21 protein-coding genes are annotated in these 18054 nt (G+C 49.1%); 17 read left to right on the plus strand and 4 right to left on the minus strand.

What is annotated here, in order from left to right:
• Positions 1-6 precede the first annotated feature (6 nt).
• From EZ449_RS14230 to EZ449_RS14300, 16 genes are read left to right on the plus strand one after another with little or no spacing between them, the layout of a single operon-like run.
• Entirely contained in the window at positions 7-669 is a 663-nt protein-coding gene (locus EZ449_RS14230) for a hypothetical protein (protein ID WP_131559930.1), read from the plus strand.
• Positions 666-1319: a hypothetical protein gene (locus tag EZ449_RS14235; protein WP_131559932.1), complete on the plus strand. Its 654-nt coding sequence runs from the start codon at positions 666-668 to the stop codon at positions 1317-1319. The genes EZ449_RS14230 and EZ449_RS14235 overlap by 4 nt, the downstream gene beginning before the upstream one ends.
• A gap of 6 nt (positions 1320-1325) precedes the next feature.
• Complete coding sequence (locus EZ449_RS14240) at positions 1326-1991, plus strand: hypothetical protein (RefSeq protein ID WP_131559934.1); 666 nt, start codon at positions 1326-1328, stop codon at positions 1989-1991.
• Positions 1988-2761 (plus strand): hypothetical protein, encoded by a 774-nt coding sequence (locus EZ449_RS14245; RefSeq protein ID WP_131559936.1) that lies wholly within the window; start codon positions 1988-1990, stop codon positions 2759-2761. Before EZ449_RS14240 ends, EZ449_RS14245 begins: the two co-directional genes overlap by 4 nt.
• A 4-nt stretch (positions 2762-2765) precedes the next feature.
• Positions 2766-3902, plus strand: a complete 1137-nt coding sequence (locus EZ449_RS14250) for a plasmid transfer protein (RefSeq protein WP_225872325.1) — start codon at positions 2766-2768, stop codon at positions 3900-3902.
• A 4-nt stretch (positions 3903-3906) separates the two neighbouring features.
• Positions 3907-4527, plus strand: a complete 621-nt coding sequence (traK, locus tag EZ449_RS14255) for a conjugative transposon protein TraK (protein WP_205943005.1) — start codon at positions 3907-3909, stop codon at positions 4525-4527.
• 10 nt (positions 4528-4537) lie between these two features.
• Entirely contained in the window at positions 4538-4942 is a 405-nt protein-coding gene (locus EZ449_RS14260; protein WP_131559938.1) for a hypothetical protein, read from the plus strand.
• A complete protein-coding gene (traM, locus tag EZ449_RS14265; protein ID WP_131559940.1) occupies positions 4923-6137 on the plus strand; it encodes a conjugative transposon protein TraM in 1215 nt (404 codons plus the stop codon). Before EZ449_RS14260 ends, traM begins: the two co-directional genes overlap by 20 nt.
• A 5-nt stretch (positions 6138-6142) precedes the next feature.
• Complete coding sequence (locus EZ449_RS14270) at positions 6143-6979, plus strand: DUF4138 domain-containing protein (protein ID WP_131559942.1); 837 nt, start codon at positions 6143-6145, stop codon at positions 6977-6979.
• Between the two features lie 31 nt (positions 6980-7010).
• Positions 7011-8987: a type IV secretory system conjugative DNA transfer family protein gene (locus EZ449_RS14275; protein WP_131559944.1), complete on the plus strand. Its 1977-nt coding sequence runs from the start codon at positions 7011-7013 to the stop codon at positions 8985-8987.
• Positions 8988-9024: 37 nt separating this feature from the next.
• Entirely contained in the window at positions 9025-9438 is a 414-nt protein-coding gene (locus tag EZ449_RS14280) for a hypothetical protein (RefSeq protein WP_131559946.1), read from the plus strand.
• A 29-nt stretch (positions 9439-9467) separates the two neighbouring features.
• The gene (locus EZ449_RS14285) at positions 9468-9926 is read left to right on the plus strand and encodes a M23 family metallopeptidase (RefSeq protein ID WP_165499767.1); all 459 of its coding nucleotides are present in this window, start codon (positions 9468-9470) and stop codon (positions 9924-9926) included.
• Positions 9919-10077, plus strand: a complete 159-nt coding sequence (locus EZ449_RS22695; protein WP_165499768.1) for a hypothetical protein — start codon at positions 9919-9921, stop codon at positions 10075-10077. The genes EZ449_RS14285 and EZ449_RS22695 overlap by 8 nt, the downstream gene beginning before the upstream one ends.
• The gene (locus EZ449_RS14290) at positions 10067-11281 is read left to right on the plus strand and encodes an ArdC family protein (RefSeq protein WP_131559950.1); all 1215 of its coding nucleotides are present in this window, start codon (positions 10067-10069) and stop codon (positions 11279-11281) included. Before EZ449_RS22695 ends, EZ449_RS14290 begins: the two co-directional genes overlap by 11 nt.
• Before the next feature lie 4 nt (positions 11282-11285).
• The gene (locus EZ449_RS14295) at positions 11286-12065 is read left to right on the plus strand and encodes a DUF4099 domain-containing protein (RefSeq protein ID WP_131559952.1); all 780 of its coding nucleotides are present in this window, start codon (positions 11286-11288) and stop codon (positions 12063-12065) included.
• Positions 12066-12106: 41 nt separating this feature from the next.
• Entirely contained in the window at positions 12107-12928 is an 822-nt protein-coding gene (locus EZ449_RS14300) for a hypothetical protein (RefSeq protein WP_131559955.1), read from the plus strand.
• Between the two features lie 173 nt (positions 12929-13101).
• Here EZ449_RS14300 and EZ449_RS14305 read toward each other — a convergent pair whose 3' ends face one another.
• On the minus strand, positions 13102-13722 hold the full coding sequence (locus tag EZ449_RS14305; protein WP_131559957.1) for a Crp/Fnr family transcriptional regulator: 621 nt from the start codon (positions 13720-13722) through the stop codon (positions 13102-13104).
• Between the two features lie 162 nt (positions 13723-13884).
• Positions 13885-15099, minus strand: a complete 1215-nt coding sequence (locus EZ449_RS14310) for a helix-turn-helix domain-containing protein (RefSeq protein WP_131559959.1) — start codon at positions 15097-15099, stop codon at positions 13885-13887.
• A gap of 208 nt (positions 15100-15307) precedes the next feature.
• Between EZ449_RS14310 and EZ449_RS14315 the strand changes: the two genes are divergently transcribed.
• Positions 15308-15934: a class I SAM-dependent methyltransferase gene (locus tag EZ449_RS14315; RefSeq protein ID WP_131559961.1), complete on the plus strand. Its 627-nt coding sequence runs from the start codon at positions 15308-15310 to the stop codon at positions 15932-15934.
• Here the strand turns inward: EZ449_RS14315 and EZ449_RS14320 are convergent.
• Complete coding sequence (locus tag EZ449_RS14320) at positions 15924-16673, minus strand: polysaccharide deacetylase family protein (protein ID WP_131559963.1); 750 nt, start codon at positions 16671-16673, stop codon at positions 15924-15926. The genes EZ449_RS14315 and EZ449_RS14320 overlap by 11 nt on opposite strands.
• Positions 16674-16675: 2 nt before the next feature.
• Complete coding sequence (gene porV / locus EZ449_RS14325; RefSeq protein ID WP_131559965.1) at positions 16676-17866, minus strand: type IX secretion system outer membrane channel protein PorV; 1191 nt, start codon at positions 17864-17866, stop codon at positions 16676-16678.
• Positions 17867-18054 lie beyond the last annotated feature (188 nt).

Raw genomic sequence — 18054 nt, forward strand, 5'->3', positions numbered from 1 at the left:
GACATCATGAAAATACTACTGTTTTACCTGTTATTTTTATTGGCGGGCCAGCGTGCTGTTGGCCAGATCTATGTGGATCCGGCCACCTCCGCAGCGGTTGCCGCCCATGCAGGCGTCATCAATTCACAGCTGAATGCAACCACTGATAAGCTCACGCTGATTCAGCGTGCCCAGTTGGCCATTACCGGGGAACTTGTGGTGGTCAACAGCCTGCAGCAGGACATCTACCGGGGCTTGAGCGAGGTTTCCTCGGTCATGCGCTCGCTGCTCTCGGTCCAGGATATCTACTCGATCTCGGAGGATATCGTAAGCGATCTCAACAAGAGCCTGGCCATATCCCGAGATAATCCCGCATTGCTATTATTTGCCGAATCGGGGGCTAGGGAGTTCAAGGCCCGCGCCACCAGGCTGGCGGCAGAGGTCAGCAGCTTTGTGCTGCTTGGTGGCAAGAACAATTTGATGGATTCAGGTGAAAGGGCCAAACTCCTCAACAGGATCGTCAACGAGCTCAGCATCATCCGCGGGGTATCATACGGGATTTACCGGGCGATGTTCTGGGCCAGGCAGCGCGGGATCTGGAATTTGCTGAACCCCTATGCCAGCTTTATCAATACCGACAGGCGCATTGCCGATCAGATCCTTTCACAAACAAAGACCCTCAGGCCATGAAAGCACTACCTATTCTACTACTGCTAAGTACCTGGTCTGCAGTCAGCTTCGCCCAGCTCAATGTTGCGCTTTTACACCAGCTTATTGCCGATAGCAAGTCCGAGCACCAGCGGCAGATCTCTGCGCGAGACCATCAGGCCCTGACAAGCGCAAATGAGTCCATGAACAGCTCCTCGCTCTCCCGGCTAAAGAGCGAATATGCAAGGATCCAGTCCAGGTTTACCACTTTGGGCAGCGCGATCGATCTGCTGCAGATCTCATCAGAGAGCGGCCCCATACTCTCACACATTGCGGAAAGTCAAGCAGCCATTATCTCCTATTGCAGCTCAGATCCACTGCTCATCCCGTTGGCCGCTTCGGGACAGATAGACCTGGTGGACCGCTCCCAGCTCCTGCTGAGGTACATTTATGGGCTCGCCCTGAGCGCCGGGGACCTGGGACAGATGCGGCAGAGCGATCGAAAATTGCTCTTTTCCTTCGTCATCAGTGAGCTAAAGGAGATTCGTGGCGCAGCGCGTGGCCTGCAGTCATGCCTGCAGTTCGCCTTAAGATCCAAAAAAGGATCCTCGGGCATTTTCCCTTCCTTTCTGGAAAGGGACCGCGTGCTTATCGAGAACATCCTGCGCAATTCCAGAACACTCAAAAACTAAGGTCCTATGAAAAACTTGATCCTATTGCTGTTGCTGCTATCTAGCTGCATCCAGCTCCATGCGCAGCGGGTTGTGATCGACCGAAAACACCTGGCCATTGTCAATGAGAACGGGGCGGTCCGCCTGTCCTCAGAGATGGCCCATACTGCTCAGCTTAAAGGGATTGGTGAGCGCCTTGCAGATATTAAGCTCAATCTTGGCGCGGTGGCACTGAGCGAGGAGATGATCTACCGCTCGCTGAGCGAGGTGAATCAGGGGCTTCGCGATGCACTCATCGTGCGTGATATTGGCCAGATTGCTGCAGGCATATTTTCTCAAAGTGAGCAGATCCTGGCATTGGCCAGGGATCATCCCCAGCTGCTGCTATTTGCGGAGGAGTCCTGCCGTCAACTGAAGTCCAGGGGGATGAGGCTGGTGAGTGAGGTGGGTGAGCTCGCGCTCAAGGAGCAATATGGGCTCCTGTTAGATCAGCAAAAACGCGATGCATTGCTCAAAAAGATATCCCTGGAGCTCAAGGTCATCCGGGCACTGCTCTACAGCATCAGCAAGACCATGTACTGGGCAAAGGTCAACGGACTGCTCAAGAGCGCAAATCCCTATGGTGGATTCATCAATACCGATAGGCGCCTGGCCGAACAGATTTTATCAAACTACAAAACCTTAAAGAGATGAAAAAGATCATTTTATTACTGACGTTTTTCTTAGCCGTCAAGGGGCTATCTGCCCAGCGTACCATTACCGACCGGAACATCATCAACCAGCAGGAACGCATGGTGTTCAAGTCCTGGGACCCAGCTAAGTTTACCCCGACCCCTGGTTTTCTGGGACTAAATCCGGAATACTGGCTGACCTGGGCATTGCACCCAAACTATCCCAAGACCGATCTGCGCCCGCTCTCACCATTTGGTCCACAGACCCAGCGGATCTCGCTCGTGCTGGCCATGGGGCAGACCGATAATGCCTATAAGCGGCACAGCGATACCCTTGCCCAGACAGCCGCAATACGGGCCGCCGGTCACTTGGGGGCACTCAGTCCAGCCGATCCGCTCTGGCAACTTTATTATAGCGCGCAGCTCAGCGAGCTCATAAATGGATCACCGAGAAGTGCCCTGGACGGACTGGATGCTCAGCTCGGTGGATTTCTGGTTTCCTCAGGCCTGTATTCCTGGTATACCCAGGAGCGGGAAAGTCTTCTCGAACGGCTAGAGATTATCAGGAATGCAGATATGGAAAGGGGATCCAGGATCATGGGGTATCACCGGCTTCTCTCTGAGTACCGAAAGCTTAAGGCTACCTGGCAGCAGCGAAAGTCAGCTGCCAGCAAACAGGTTAGCCTCTCTGGCCTTAGCGAGCGAATGCACGGAAAATCTTCTGGGATAAGGCTCAAGGGTAGGAGCGATATAGAGATTGCGGACGAGATTTTAGCACATTCAAAACTTTAGGGATATGGAATACGCAAATATAATCAGTGCCAGCTTACTGCAGGTACAGCATACGCCCGTTAACGTGCCAGGCTCGTTTAAGGATACCTTTAACTTTCTGCAGGGTAACGGGGTCTATGATGACGGTATGATGCATTTCTTGAGGAACATGAAGTCTCAGATCTGGACCCATTACGATGCCTTTATTGCTGATGCGCAGGCCCTTGCCGCCATCTTTATGCTCATCTTCTTTGCCATCAAGAGCTACGAGATGATTTCAGGGGACAGAAAGTTGGAGGTCATGCCGCTGCTTCGCCCCTTTGGACTCTCGATGATCATCCTTTGGTGGCCCATCTTTACCAGGGTGGTCGCCTTTCCTACCGAAGTGGTGGAAAACAGGACATCAGAGATGTTTGATGAGAGCCAGAGCAACATCAATGAACTCCGGATGGAGCGGGCAAAGCTCATGGTCGATGTGGCCGATCAGCTCCTAAAGGTACAGGCCGAGACCGAGACGGCCAAGACCGAGGCCGATACCTGGTATGAAAATGCCTGGGAATCTGTGCAGAGCTCGGTCAAGGAGGGCTTTTCCCAGGTCTGGAACCCCATTGTAGAGATGAGGAACCGCCTGCAGATCTCCCTGCAGCTCTATGGCGCTGCGCTGCTGGAAACCCTTGCGATATGGATCTTAAGGATCAGTGTATATGTCATCTTTATCGTGCAGATCATCTTTTCCACGATACTGATCATCCTGGGGCCCTTTTCGGTCTCTGCGAGCATCCTGCCCATGTTCCGCAATTCATTTCCAGAATGGATTGCCAGGTTCATCTCTGTCAACCTGTATTCCGGGATCGCCTATCTGGTGATGTATATTGCCTCCCTTTTTCAGCACTATGCGCTGGAGGCGGAGATTACCCGTTATCAGGAACTGCTTGCCAGTGATGGGGAGAGTATGGAAAAGCTCAGCTGGTTTGCCGCCAATGGCGTGCTCTCCTTTGGGATAGTCATCATCACCTTCATTATCGGGGCGCTCACCATGTTCACCGTACCGAGCATCTCCACCTGGATCGTGAGCACCACCGGGGTCAGCAATGCAGCAAGCGTAATGGGCAGCAAGGCCTCGAGCATGGGTACAATGGCCGCGCATGCGGTGGGAGGGTAGGGATATGTTGATCAAGAATATTGAAGGCAAGATCCGTCTGGCCACCTTTGTCTCGATAAGCAGCCTGCTCATGGCGATGATCATTACCGGGCTGGTCAGTTACTTTGCCTACCGGCAGGTGAGTGAGGCCAGAAAGCAGATTTATGTACTCGATCAGAATGGCACGCCCATCCGGGCAGGCCAGACGGATCTGGCGCTCAACCGCGGCGCAGAGTACAGGGCCCACATCTCCAGGTTTCATCAACTGTTCTTTTCGCTCATTCCCGATGAGAAATATATCGAGGGCCAGATGCGCCAGGCGATGTACCTGATTGATGAGAGCGGTGCGCAGCAGTACAATAACCTCAAGGAGCGAAGTTTTTTTTCCTCCGTGCTATCCTCCTCTGCGGTATTGACCCTGCAGACCGATTCGATCCTGCTGGATGAAAAGCGAATGTACTTCCGCTATTACGGTACCCAGCGGATCGATCGTCGCAGCTCGGTGCTGACCCGTTCGCTCATCACTGAGGGACACCTGAGCGATCTGGCCGCCCGATCAGAGCAAAATCCACACGCGGTACTCATTACCGGCTGGAAGACCCTGGAAAACAGGGACAAGACTACTATTGCCAAGAACCCATTTTAACCCATCAGCCATGAAGAACAACCTGATATCCCAGGGGCTGGCCAGCCTGGCCTCTGAGAAAATAGATGTTATCAAGACCCGCTCTAGAAAGCTCATGCTCCGCCACCCAGTGAGGATCCTTACATTAATGCTCATCTCTATAGTGATTTCAGCGCTTTGCTGCTTTACCATATTAAGGCAGCCAAAGCTTCCCGCTCAGGATACTTCGCTCCAGATCCCCGTTTCTAAGGGAGAAGCTCAGGGCGCCATGGATATATTGGGCAGGTTAGGGGTAGTTATGTCCCTGCAGGCCGAGCTCAAGACCCTGAGCGGAAAGGACTCCCTGAGCGCCTCAGATAGCATCCATCTAGAAAACCTGTTGTCGCGGCTCAGACAACTCCAAAATCAAAGACCTTATGAAAAAGATAAACCTTAACCGTCCAAGATATGTACTGCCGATATTGTCCCTGCCCTTTATCCTGATCCTTTTTTATGTCTATACCCAAAGCGCTGGCAAATCGCCTGCGCCAGAGATCTCTGGGGACCAGATCAATCCGGATATCGCCAAGGTATCCACCGACATCAGCGAAAAGGGCCTGGTGGATAAACTAGAGGCCTATCGTGAGCGATACCGTCAGGGCGACGGCTATACCGCAATAGGGACCGTGCAGGAAGCGGACCAGGCGATCCAGAAAGGCTCATCGGGCTATAACCAGGCGGAAAAGCGGATGCTTGATTCCATCGAGTATGCGCTCAAGTCCGCAGGCTCCCCGGCCCGTTCTTTTAGCCAGCCGGCTCGCCAGCTCCAAACTCCTCAGCTGAGGGCCAGTCCAAGCCAGAAGATACTCGCGCGGGACCGGGCCCTTGCCTCCGCGCTCAATGCCATTGATCAGCAGCAGCGGGGAATTGAGCGGGAAAGACCAAGGCCCCCGCAGGCAGACCCCATGAGCCTCTTTCGAGCGCAGATGGCGCTGGTGGACAGTATGGGAAAGGCAAACGATCCGGATTACCAGTCCCGGATCAGAAAGAGCGAAAGGGAAAAGCCTGGCTTAAAGGTGACTGAGACCTCAATCCTGCCCGTCTACCCCCTTTCCCTAACCCATCATCCGGACAATACCATTTTCGCTGAACGGCTAACCCAGGCGCATATCCCAGCCATCATAGATGAGCCGCTTACGGCATTTTCCGGTTCCCGGATCCGCATTCGCGTACTCAGCGATCTACTGGTCGGCAGGATCCAAGTCAAAAAGAATACAGAGCTCTATGGCATCATCAGCGGTTTTTCTGCCCAAAGGGTATTCATCTCAGTCAGCTCGCTTGGATATCAGGGCGAACTGCTGCCAGTGAGATTGGAGGTATACGATCTTGACGGGATCAAGGGGATATATGTTCCGGCCTCTGCCTTTCGCGAACTGACCCGCGAGCTTGGCAGCAATAGCACACAGGGACTTTCTTTGGAAAGCTCAGGCGAGGAGAATAAACAGCTGATGAGCATTATGGGACGTATGTTCCAATCCACCAGTGCTGCGCTTAACCGGATGATGCGGCAGAATAAGGCCAAGATCAGCTATGCCACTCACGTGCTGCTGATCGATCCCGAACAGCTCCAAAAAAGACAAGCTAAACCCTAAAGACCATGAAGAATATCATATTTGTTATTGCGCTGATCTTAACCGGCGCCACTTGCCCTGCGCAAGAGACCACCAGTAGATTGATCACTGATCTGCCAAAGATCTTTCTCTCCCCGGGACTCTCCTTTCACCTGCAGTCCCCGGAGCCCATTTCCTATGTGGATATCTCGCCCGGATTTTTGAAAGGGGATCTGCCACTGGCCAATCTGCTGCGCCTAAGGCTGGATAAGGATTCCTGCAGTCAATTATCCCCTGGGCTCATTGGGAGTATTACCGCAGTGGGAGAGACCTTTATTGCCCAGTACCAGATATTCCTGCTTGATGATGCTGATCTATCCCGCGCCTGCGTGGAGATGGAGATTGGTGAGCAACATATGCGCCCAATCGAGAGGTCGGATATCTCGCTATCCTCCGCGCAGATCAGCTCGCATGCACGCTCGCTGCTCTCCCGCCGGGAATCCAGGCCGCTCCGCTCGGTCAGTAAGAACGGGATATCCCTTTCGCTCAACGGGATCTATACAGCAGCTGACCTGGTATTCTTGGACCTTAACATTACAAATCAGGGCAGCATCCCCTATGAGATCGATCAGCTAAAATTTGAGATCGTAGACAAAAAGATCAACAAGGCGACCAGTTACCAGTCCATTCCGCTGCCCATCCTTTATTCGCTTTATCCCTTAGGTAGCTTTCAGTCCTCTTTCAGGAATATCTACGTGCTAAAAAAGGCCACCTTTCCCGCATTCAAGCAACTACTGATCTCACTGAGCGAAACGCAGCTCTCGGGCAGGACCGCGAGTTTGTCGATTGATTATAGGCAAGTGCTGCAGGCAGACACTTTCTGACCTTGATTGGACAGAAAAAAACAGATAAGCTATGGAAGAAACAAAGGAGCAACAGGGCCTGCACCGTGGCCTGCAGTTTTGCATCTACCTTTCGGTATTCTTGGATCTGGTCATCTTTATCCATCTACCGCAGGTGCATTTTCTGCCCGGAGGGATCACTGGGGCAGCAGAAAGCTTACTCATAACCTTATCCAGGCTCATGATCTATCAGCAGCCCCTGTATTCTAGGTGCTTTACGATCTTGCTGGTCTTACTGGTCTCGATCGGTACGCTTGCCAAAAAGGAAAGAGACCTCAATGCCAAGTACTCGATCCTATATCCCTTGGCCCTGGGCGGAGGAATGTTAGCTGCAGGACTCTTTATCTTTTCACATCAAACAGGTGAATTCATTAGCGGGTGGTGGGCGACCGGATACGGGATCACTGAGCTTTTTGGGGTCATCCTGCTGCACATCGCCCTGGATAACATATCCAAGATCATCAGCTCCAAACTTGGAAAGGACCGCTGGAACGTGGAGGAAGAGTCCTTTATGCAGGATACAAGGGAAAAGACCGGGCCTTTTCAGGTGAGTATTCCCTCGCTGTTTTATTACCGGGGCAAGGTGAGAAAGGGCTATATCAATATTGAGAATATCTTTCGCGGAACCCTGCTCATTGGCACCCCCGGATCTGGAAAGAGTTTTGGGGTCGTCATGCCCTTCATCCGCCAACTGATGGCAAAGGAGTTTTGCATATGCCTGTACGACTTCAAGTTTCCCGATCTCTCCCAGCTCGCCTATGCCCATTATCTGTCCAACAGGTCCAAGGGGAAGCTTAAGGGACATGATTTTCATGTCATTAACCTCAATGATGTAGAAAAGAGCAGGAGGCTTAACGTATTGCGACCGGATTATATCCAGACCCTGGCTGATGCCTCCGAGACTGCCGAGGCGCTGATCGAGGCCTTAAAGAAAGGGGATAAGTCAGGGGGAAGCGATCAGTTCTTTACCCAGAGTGCGGTGAACTTCCTTTCCGCCTGTATCTACTTTTTCTCCCGCTATCAGAGTGGCCGCTATTCCTCGCTGCCCCATGTGCTCTCCTTTTTGAACGCTTCCTACGACCAGATCTTTTCTGCGCTGCTGAGTAATCCCGAGCTGCACTCCCTATTGTCCCCATTTATGAGCGCTTACCGGGCCAAGGCATTTGATCAGCTGGAAGGGCAGGTGGGAACGCTCAAGATCTTTATCTCCAGACTGGCGACCAAGGAAACTTTCTGGGTCTTCTCAGGAGATGATTTCTCGCTAAAGATCAGCGATCCCTCCAGGCCCGCCATGCTGGTGCTGGCCAATGATCCCAATACCCAGAATATCAATTCGGCCTGTTATTCGGTGGTACTCAACAGGCTCACCCGGTTAATCAACTCCAAGGGCAATCTGCCCAGTGCACTGCTGCTGGATGAGCTGCCCACGATATTTGTACACCGCATCGAGAACCTGATTGCTACGGCAAGATCCAACAAGGTAGCCGTCCTGATGGGACTTCAGGAGCTGCCACAGTTTCACCAGCATTACGGGAAAGAGGTTTCTGCCACCATATGTTCAGTAGTTGGCAATGTGCTTTCTGGCTCGGTCAGGAACAAGGAGACGCTGGACTGGCTGGAAAAGCTTTTCGGTAAGATCAAGCAGACCTCAGAGAGCCTATCCATTGATCGCTCGAAAACCTCGATCTCACTCAGTGAGCGCCTGGAGCACCTCATTCCCGCGGGCAAGATCTCTGCGCTCAGGACCGGAGAGCTAGTAGGCATCCTGGCCAGAGAGGCGGCCAGTGACTTTGATGGGAACTATTTGACCTCGGCGGTAAACTGCCGGGTAAACCTGGATATGGTGGAGATCGAAAAAGAATCAGCAAACTACCCTGCAATGCCCATCTTTTATGATTTCAAGGGTAAAAAGTCAGCAGTACTGCTGGAAAACTTTAACCGGATCAACGCTGAGGTTACCGGGCTGCTAAAGCGATTTCCACAGGTATAGCTAAGATTTTCCCTTTCAACATTAAATAAGAAATTTTATGGAACAATATAACGGAACGCTGGTCCTCACTTTTTTAAGTGGGGAGCCAGAAAAACTCAGGCTCGGACTCATTAGCCTGCTGGCTGCTGACGGGGCTAGTGCAAGGGTAACCCATGGGGATCTCTCGATGCCCAGTTACCCGGCAGCCAATCTGCTGATGCTAAAGGAAAAGGGGAGCTTATATCAACAGCTGCTAACCGATACCGCAAAGATTAATATGGAGGACTTTAAGGTGCTCTTAAGGGTGAATATGCTGCAGGAGCGGGGTGGGGTGAGCGCGATAATGGAGGCAATGGAGCTGCTGCGGAAAAATCCCAGTGCGGCGATGATTGCCACCACAAGCCTTTCAGAAAAGATCGGAATCAGGGAAGACCTGGCCACCCAGGTCAAAAGAGAGGGGGTGACGAGATGAAGAGCAAATTGATATTAACATTCTGCTGCATGGCCTTTTTTTCGCAGTGGCTATCTGCGCAGGTCATCATTACCCTGCCCATTGCTCCCTTGCTGGTCTCCAGCGGATATGGATACCGGATCCATCCGATATCAAAAAAAATTGACCAGCATACAGGTGTCGATCTGCCCGTTCATTCGGGAATGATCAAGTCCATGATGTCTGGAAAGGTTATTGGATGCGGTTACCATGCCCTTCTGGGTAATTACGTCAGGATCTCACATGGGCAGATCGAGAGTATCTATGGGCACCTGTCCAGGATCTTGGTGAACATGGGCCAGGATGTGGAGACAGGTCAGTGCATTGGATTCAGCGGACAAAGCGGGAGCGCTACGGGTGAGCATTTGCATTTTGCCATCACCTATCGCGGAATGCCGATCCATCCCTTGAGGTTTATCACTGAGGTGATGCAAAAACAGTTATTACTAGCCCCGCACGATCATGAATGAATACAAGATAAAGGATCCCTCGCTAGCTACCCTGCTGCTGGTGATGAATTTTGAGGACCACCTCATTCTCAGCGAGGCCCAGGCCAGGGAGTACGGGATAGAAAATGCAGATCAATTACCATTAACAGAGGAGGAATACGATGGATATTAAACAGCTTCCACTACATATGCAGGTAGCCCAGCGCCTGATCGAGCAGCTTAAGGCTGGGACTGTCCCTTGGCAGAAACCATGGAGCGATGAGGGCGTTCCAATATTTTCACTGCCCTATAATGAGCAGACCGGAAAACGCTATCAGGGCATCAATATCCTGAACCTGATGCTCGCCGGTCGTGAGGATCCCAGGTGGATGACCTTTAAGCAGGCCGAGGCCAATGGGTTCAGGGTCAATCAGGGAGAGAAGGGGACAATGATACAGTTTGTTAAGACCCATGAGCAAAAGACCATGCGAGATGAGCATGGAAAGGTGGTACATGATGAACTGGGAAAGGCCGTTGTGCTGTCACGTCCCTTGGAGCGGGCAGTCATCCGCAATGCCTGGTTATTTAACGGGGAGCAGGTCTCGGGTCTTTCGCCACTCGGGGAAAGGCTTGCTAGGCCCATCAGCTGGGATCCCCTGGAGCGGGCGGAAAACCTCATCGCCTCTTCCGGGGCTGATATTGGCCATATGTACATTGACCAGGCATATTATGATATCCGCTACGACGCGATCACCATGCCCGAGCGTTCCCAGTTCGCTACCACGCAAGGCTATTATGCCACCCTGCTACATGAGCTGGGGCATTGGACAGGCCATCCCGACAGGTTGGATAGGGCTACGCTAATGAATAGTGGGGCAGAGGCTTACGCGAGGGAAGAGCTTCGCGCAGAGATCTCCTCAATCCTGATGGGCGATGAGCTCCGTATCCCATATGATGCGAGCCAACATACCTCTTACATTGAGAGCTGGGTGTCCATTCTGCAGGATACCCCCTTTGAGATCTTTTCGGCAGCGGCAGATGCGGAGCGGATCTTTGCCCACCTGATTGGCCTGGAACAAAAGCGCCTAGTACAGGTCCAGCCGGTTTCCTCATTGGATATGGCTGCCTCAACGCCGAGCCTTTCCAGGCAGAACTACCTTTCCACGGGAGATGAGATCTCCTATAACGATCAACTCTACCGCATACAGGGACACTTGAAGCAGGGCCGGTTGAAAGTGGAGCTCATGCCCTCGGGCACGCGGTTTACTCTTTCCAAGACAGATAAGCTATATAGCTCTCTTCTGGAGGTCAAGCTTTCCGTAGACAGGGGCGTTCAACCCGGCTTGATTAACCTCGGATCAGGCGAAACATTAGATCAATCCAAAATTAAAAGATAAAGTCATGCAAACATTATTTTCCACCAGCGAGCTACCCCTATCCCAGCTCGAGAAACTCGGGATTTATCACCAGGGCCAGCTGATGCTAGAGCCCGATGAGATCAGCGCCCTGCTCTCCGGACGGCGAACCGAGCTCATTCCACTCAGGGAGCTAAAGGGTGATGGCTTTGCGATCGAACGCCTGGATGCCAGATTATCCCTGGCAAGAAACACCACCGGGGAGATCGATGTCCTGATCCACCCCATCTATACCCAGGTTCTTCCCCATCCGCTACTCAGCGCGCAGGAAACGCAGGAGCTGATCTCTGGAAACGTAGATTTTGTGGGTAAACGCGTTGAGCGGGAAGAGGGGCGATCCATTATGATGAATTTTGAATATGATCCCAAGACGCGTGAGTTTGTCAGTTATGATGTATCCGAGGTGCAGGCGCCCGATCTGGTCAACGGAATGCTGCTCAGCGAGGAACAAAGATCGAGCTTCAGGCGTGGAGAGACCCTCAAGATGCCTGATGGTACGATGCTGCAGCACCGCGCGAGCGAGCCAAAGGGCCTGCGTTCAGACCGTAATGCACTTATCCTCTCGGTATTTCTGGATGGGGGAATCTCTTACATGCTGCTCCGCGGCATCCGTTCGATATCCGAAAAGGTCAATCAGCTCGATTACCAGACTCCAGCATTCTCTAGGGCACTGCAAGAGATGCAGGGCCAAGGCCCTGAGCAACAGGAGCAGATAAAACTCAAGGTCTCCCAAGAGGCCAATTTCATGCGTGGGATGTCAAGGTGAATGGATCTCAGCGCTTAAGCAACAGTTTAAATCAATAAGACATGGATCAAAACAATCTTGAATACCTAAAAAAATCATTAGATTACCTCGGCTTTGGTACTCGGCTCAACCAGGTGCTGGAGGATTCCATCTATAAAAAGCTACAGTCCTTTTCTATTGGCCTCCATCAGCGGTACATTCCCGCGGAATTCAGGTCCAGTCCGGAAAAAGGGGTGGACCAAATGCACTTTGAGCTCAGGTTCAATAAATCCAGGACCAGCGACGTCTATTACTTAAATGCCATTGAGGCAAGCCTGAGCAGATATAACGCCAGTGCACCCGTGCAAAAGCGGTTTGATTTGGAAAAGGATAACCGCATGACTGCGCTGCAATGTTATAAGCTACTTTGCGGATTATCGCTGCAAAAGGATATTTTTGTGCTAGATCTTGAGGATCCAGAGGGAAAACGGAACAAGCGGGTCAGTGTCTGGTATAAATTAAATCTTGATGTTACCGATCATCAGGGCAATCATCCCTTAAAATGGTTCTTTCCTGAATATGGTTATGATCTGGAGGCTACCTTTAAAAAATATCCCATTATCGGAATGGACGATCCGGAGAAAAATGAGGCTGCGATAAAGGCGCTTCGTTACGGGAACCTGATTTCGCTTGAAATGGAGCTTGAGGGTAAAAAGGTGCCGGTTTACCTTTGCGCAAATCCGGAGTTAAGGCGACTCGATATTTTTGACCAGGAGATGCGCCCGCTCACCGGACAACAGATATTTCCAGTTGAACAGTCGCAGGTTCCCACCCCATCCAGGGGTGGAAATGTGCCCAATCCGCTCTCCGTTCAAGAGCAGCAGGGGAGCGGCGCTAAAAGGTAAGCATTGAATGCTGCTATTTGATTCCCTGGTGAAAACGATCCCTGATTGTAAGATTATTTCTGTCCTTGGCGTGGATTATCTTGTTAGCGCGCTGGACTGTCCACTGCAGAGCATTGTCCGATAAGGACCAGGTGATAAAACTCCAGAGCGACCAATCATGCGCCTCATATCTGCTATGCGAGTTTGAGCACCCTGGCATGCACCTGTTTACTTCTCATCCTGCTCAGGGTCTCCAGTCTCATGCAAAGGTAACTCGCCAAATACTTTTGGGCTACCCGGCTCAAATCAAAATCGCTGTTCTGGAGTTGCAGGTACCTTCCCAATGCGGTTGGGGTCCTGGCCAGGATAGACCTTTGTGCTGCTGCACGGTGGTGGATGGACAGAAGTTTTCTCTCAATAATGTTCGCCTCCTGAAAACGTTCACACAAAAAGTCAGTTAAGCTATAGGGAATCCTGATCAATTGACACTCCTCCAACGCCTGAAGGATTTCGGTAGAACTTTCGTTGGGTTTATCCGGATGAGCCACCGCTTCAAGGAACTGGTTCTCAAAGGTAAAACAGGTAGTGATCTCCTCCCTACCCAGCCTGATGAATCCCCGTACCACTCCCTTTAGTAAAAAGTACATCGAGTTATTGAGGTCTATGGGGGAGCGTATAAACTTATTCTTCCTGACGGTAATGAGCTGGCAGTTTTGCTCATAATGCCGAATGAATGCCGCTGGCAAAGGATGAAGGCTTTCCAGATAACTGAACAGCGGCAGTATATACCTTGTGTTTTGGGAATTTAATCTCATGGGCGCTTAGGGATTTATCCAGCGGCCTGGTTCTACCTTCAAGGCCGGACCACAACCGCTTGGTACAAAGGTATACCCTGCCTGGGAACAAATCATTGAACTGGACCAGCGGTCCTCTCTAACCATTCAAGCGTTGGAGATAAATCCGCGGTATAAATACGATCAGACGTCCATTTCCCTGGAAAAGTATTGGGTAGGCATGAGGCCTGTTTCCTTTTTGAATGCATTGTAGAATGTCGCCGGGCTCTTAAATCCTGCTTCTTGGGCAATTGCCTCAATGGTCAACCGGTCAGCCAATAACGGGTATTGGATCAGAAAATGATTAATCCGGTAACCATTGATCCAATCCCTAAAGTTCTTGCCTATATGGTTGTTGATGACAAATGAACAGTGGTGTACCGGAATATTGATCTTTTTGGCCAGGTCTATGATCTGCAGGTCTATTGCCAGATATGGGCGTTCACGCTCCATCAGCTCCTTGAGCAGATTAGCATATACCTCAAGTTGCGTTTCTGATAGGCTTACCTTTCTGGCAGGCATACTGGGAAGCATAGGGGGGATTGACCGCTCAAGGTTTACCTCCTCTTGCGATATTACGATTACTTCCTGCCTCTCCCCTTTTTTCCAGTCGATGGCGATCAAGAGAAATCCGTAAAAGATGTGGGGCCTGTGCAGGGCATAAATCATTATTCCAAGTAATGCAAGACAGTTTAGGGTAATAAGGTAACTGTTCTGGACGGGCAAGTGAATACTTCTGAGCAGAATTGGCAGCAGTCCCATCAACTGAAAAAAGGACGCCACCAGAACCAAGAACAAGAGCCAGTTCCTGCTGGGATCCTCATTTTTGCCCTGAGGGATTATCCTTGACCTAATTACTGCTATCCAGCTCAATATCAGATAGCTCAGTGTCAATATAGGCCTGAAAAGGTAATGGAAGTAAGCAGGGAAGAGCCCACTGCGGCTACTCAGGGAATGATATCCGTTCTGTGCCATCTGCTCTGAAATCGCTGTCCAATCCAGTGGAGGCAAGCCTGGCCAGGGTATAACGTGTACAAAGGCGACCAGCGCGGGAATGAAATGGAGCAATTCCGTTCTTTTAATACTTTTATGTTGATGAAGAAAACCAACAATGTATAAATAAAAACCGGCTGGGGCCGCAAAATAAAGTGGTGTAAAGGATTGGAAAAGTACAGATAGCCCATTTTGCTGACTTGAACTGATCATCACCGAGGTAAGGATTTGCCCGCAACGGGTAAAGAATAAGACGGAGAGCAATATGTTCTGCCTTTTATCTCCATTTTTGGAAAAGGAGAGGTGAAGAGCGAACAGGAGCAGAAAAAAGCAGGTGGTGCTTACCAAAAAGTTTAGGAACTGCATATTTAGCAACCAAGATATAATTTTATGACCAAATTAATTCCGATTTGCTATAATTTTTATGGAATGCTTTGGTTATTTAGCTTCTTTTCATATTTAATCCCATAAGCCTCAATTATATTAACTATCAGTTTGCTTAAAAATCGGTAATTAGCCCATATTTCATTCATACACAAAAATTATTAATTTTGGGAACTATCCCCCATTTCACATGCAGATACGCTTATATAAGCTAAAGAATAAGTTAAGGCGAACGCTCTACAATGCAATGCTATCCAAATATGGTTTTGGAAATAGGGTATCAAAAAGTATATGGGATACACAGTTCCAATCCGGATTTTGGGATTATCTGTATTCGGCAGATGAAAAATTGCATTATCAGTTGATCGCAGAATTAGTTAAGCAGCAGTCAAAGGAAACTAAGCTATTGGATGTAGGTTGTGGACAGGGTGTGCTCTATAGCTATTTAAAGCACAACATCCTTTCTTCTGACTATCTGGGAATTGATATCTCCGATAGCGCGATTTCCCTTGCAAGCGCATCGTTTCCAGAAAGCAGGTTTCTTCAAGTTGATTTTGATCACCAGGATCTAGATGAGAAGTTCGACTTGATCATCTTTAATGAGTCGCTATACTACTTTAATCAGCCGTTAAGGACGATAGAAAAGTGTATCGCTAAAAACCTAAATGAAAAGGGAGCTTTGGTTATTTCGATGTGTGATTTTAAGGGGCATGATATAATCTGGCAAAAATTGCAGACTAAATATCAGTTCCGCTCCCTCACTGAGATTGAAAATGATAAAAATCAAAAATGGAGAGTGGGTGTATTTAAGCCTTAGATGACTTAAAGATAGATAGGAGGGGGTCTGCAAAGACACGTAAAAACTGATAACTTCTACTCAGTTTAAAAGCGATTGATTTTGCATCATCTGACTCATGAATGCCGATTCGGCGGAGTGAAAGATGATGAGTAAAAGATTGATAAATAGAGAGTCCATAGCGGTAACCAGCATCTTTCAATAATGCTTTAAAGTTTTTTGGAACTTCTCCATAGGGATAGGCAAGTGAGTAAATCTTTTTGTGGATTATTTTTTCTAGAATGCTTTTTGATGTTTCGATTTCAACTGCAAAATCAGCGGCGCAAATAAGGTTTCCATTTTTATGGTGGTGCCCGTGGCTCCCAATTTCCATTCCTAATGTTGATAGCTTGATTAGGTCTGCCTGATCCATTAATTCAACTTTTTCAAAACCTTGAGAATCGACATCCCACCGATTGTAACCTCCTATTTCCGCCGTAGGTATAAAGAAAACAGCTTTCATGTGTCGGTCTATTAATTCAGGGAGTGCAAAATCTAATAACGATTTTGGACAATCATCAAAGGTGATGATAACTTTATCTTTAAGTACTGAGCCTGACCATTGCTTAGTATCAATCTCTTCGAATGTAGTGGTTTGAAACCCCTTTTTATCAATGGCATTTAAGAGTAAGCTAAATTTATTTCTACTGATGCTCCATCCTGCTAAGCTTTCGTAAGGGTTATCGCATACATGATGAAGCATAATAATTGGCAAACCCATGCTTAATTTACTTGCGGATTGCTATTACCGGATTTTGCAGAACCAAAATTAAAGAGTAAGCTAAATCTAAGCGTATTGGCCAGGGGGCTTTGCTGGGTACTGGCAACCAGGTAGGAAAGATCAATATTGAATACATTATACCTCAGGCCGGCACCTAAAGTAAAGTAACGTGAATCGCCCTTTTGTGGACTTTCATAATTATATCCTGCCCTCAAGGCAAATTGCTTATTGTATCTATATTCTATTCCTGTAGAGATTCCGACTTCTTTCAGCTCCTCGCTAAATCCTCCTGGTGCATCGCTAAAAGATCCAAAGATGCCAGCCGGCACAGATCTATTGGGATCTTTTCCGCTCTGTATTGTACCATCTGCATTGTAGATTGGCTGGGTAGGAACCAATAGTTTGTTAAAATCCAGAGCAAAGGTAAATTCACTGAAACTATCGATCAAAAATGTTGAAGCCCCACCGAATTTGAAATTGGTGGGTAGAAAGTAACTTGTACCACCTGAGGAATAACTCATTTTCGTCCCGATATTGGAGATATTTGCGCCAATGGAAAGTATCGCATCAGTATTTAAGAACTGTGTATTGGTTTTATAGATCCCCGAGACATCTACGGCTACCGCTTGTCCTGCAGCACTCTGTTGAGTTGTACCGAAGAGTCCAGAGGAGAGGTTAGATCGAACGTACCTCAAGGTTGTGCCCAATGCAAATTCCTCGCCAAAGCTTCTTACAAAAGAGGCATCAAGGGCCAATTCACTAGGACTAAAACTTCCCAGATCCTGCTGATTTTCGTCTATTATATTTATGTTTCCCAAAGAGAAGTACCGCATAGCTGCAGCAATGGTATTTCGATCGTCGAGTTTATAGTAAGCTGTCAGGTAAGCCAGATTGATATCCGGGACCAGGTTCTTTAACCATGGGCTATAGGATACCCCAAAACCATAATCTTCTTTGATGTAGGCGAGCTTGGATACGTTGATGCTAGAGCTATTGGCATCTCCATCAACTGCAACACCTGCATTTCCCATGCTTCCCGCACGCGCATCAGGTGTGATCAATAAAAATGGTACAGCTGTAACGATGTTATTCGATTGTCTACCGTTGGTTTGCGTCTGGGCATCAACGCCCAAAAAAGAGAGGAACAGCGTAGATAGCGTAATTGTTGCTTTCGGGAACAAGCTTTTAAACATTTTCAAAATTAAGAATTAAATAATTAAAGTAAGATCTGAAATAGTTAATAATAGTTGTTAAATCGTCCAAAGTTGTTAATTGTCCATAATCGACCCATAACATATTCTTTAGTCAATTCTCGCAGGGGGTAATGTTTAGGAACTATCCATTTACAGGAACCACATGAGGCATCCACAGGTAGTCTAGC

The organism is Pedobacter frigidisoli, assembly GCF_004331675.1.
Taxonomy (GTDB): Bacteria; Bacteroidota; Bacteroidia; order Sphingobacteriales; family Sphingobacteriaceae; genus Pedobacter; species Pedobacter frigidisoli.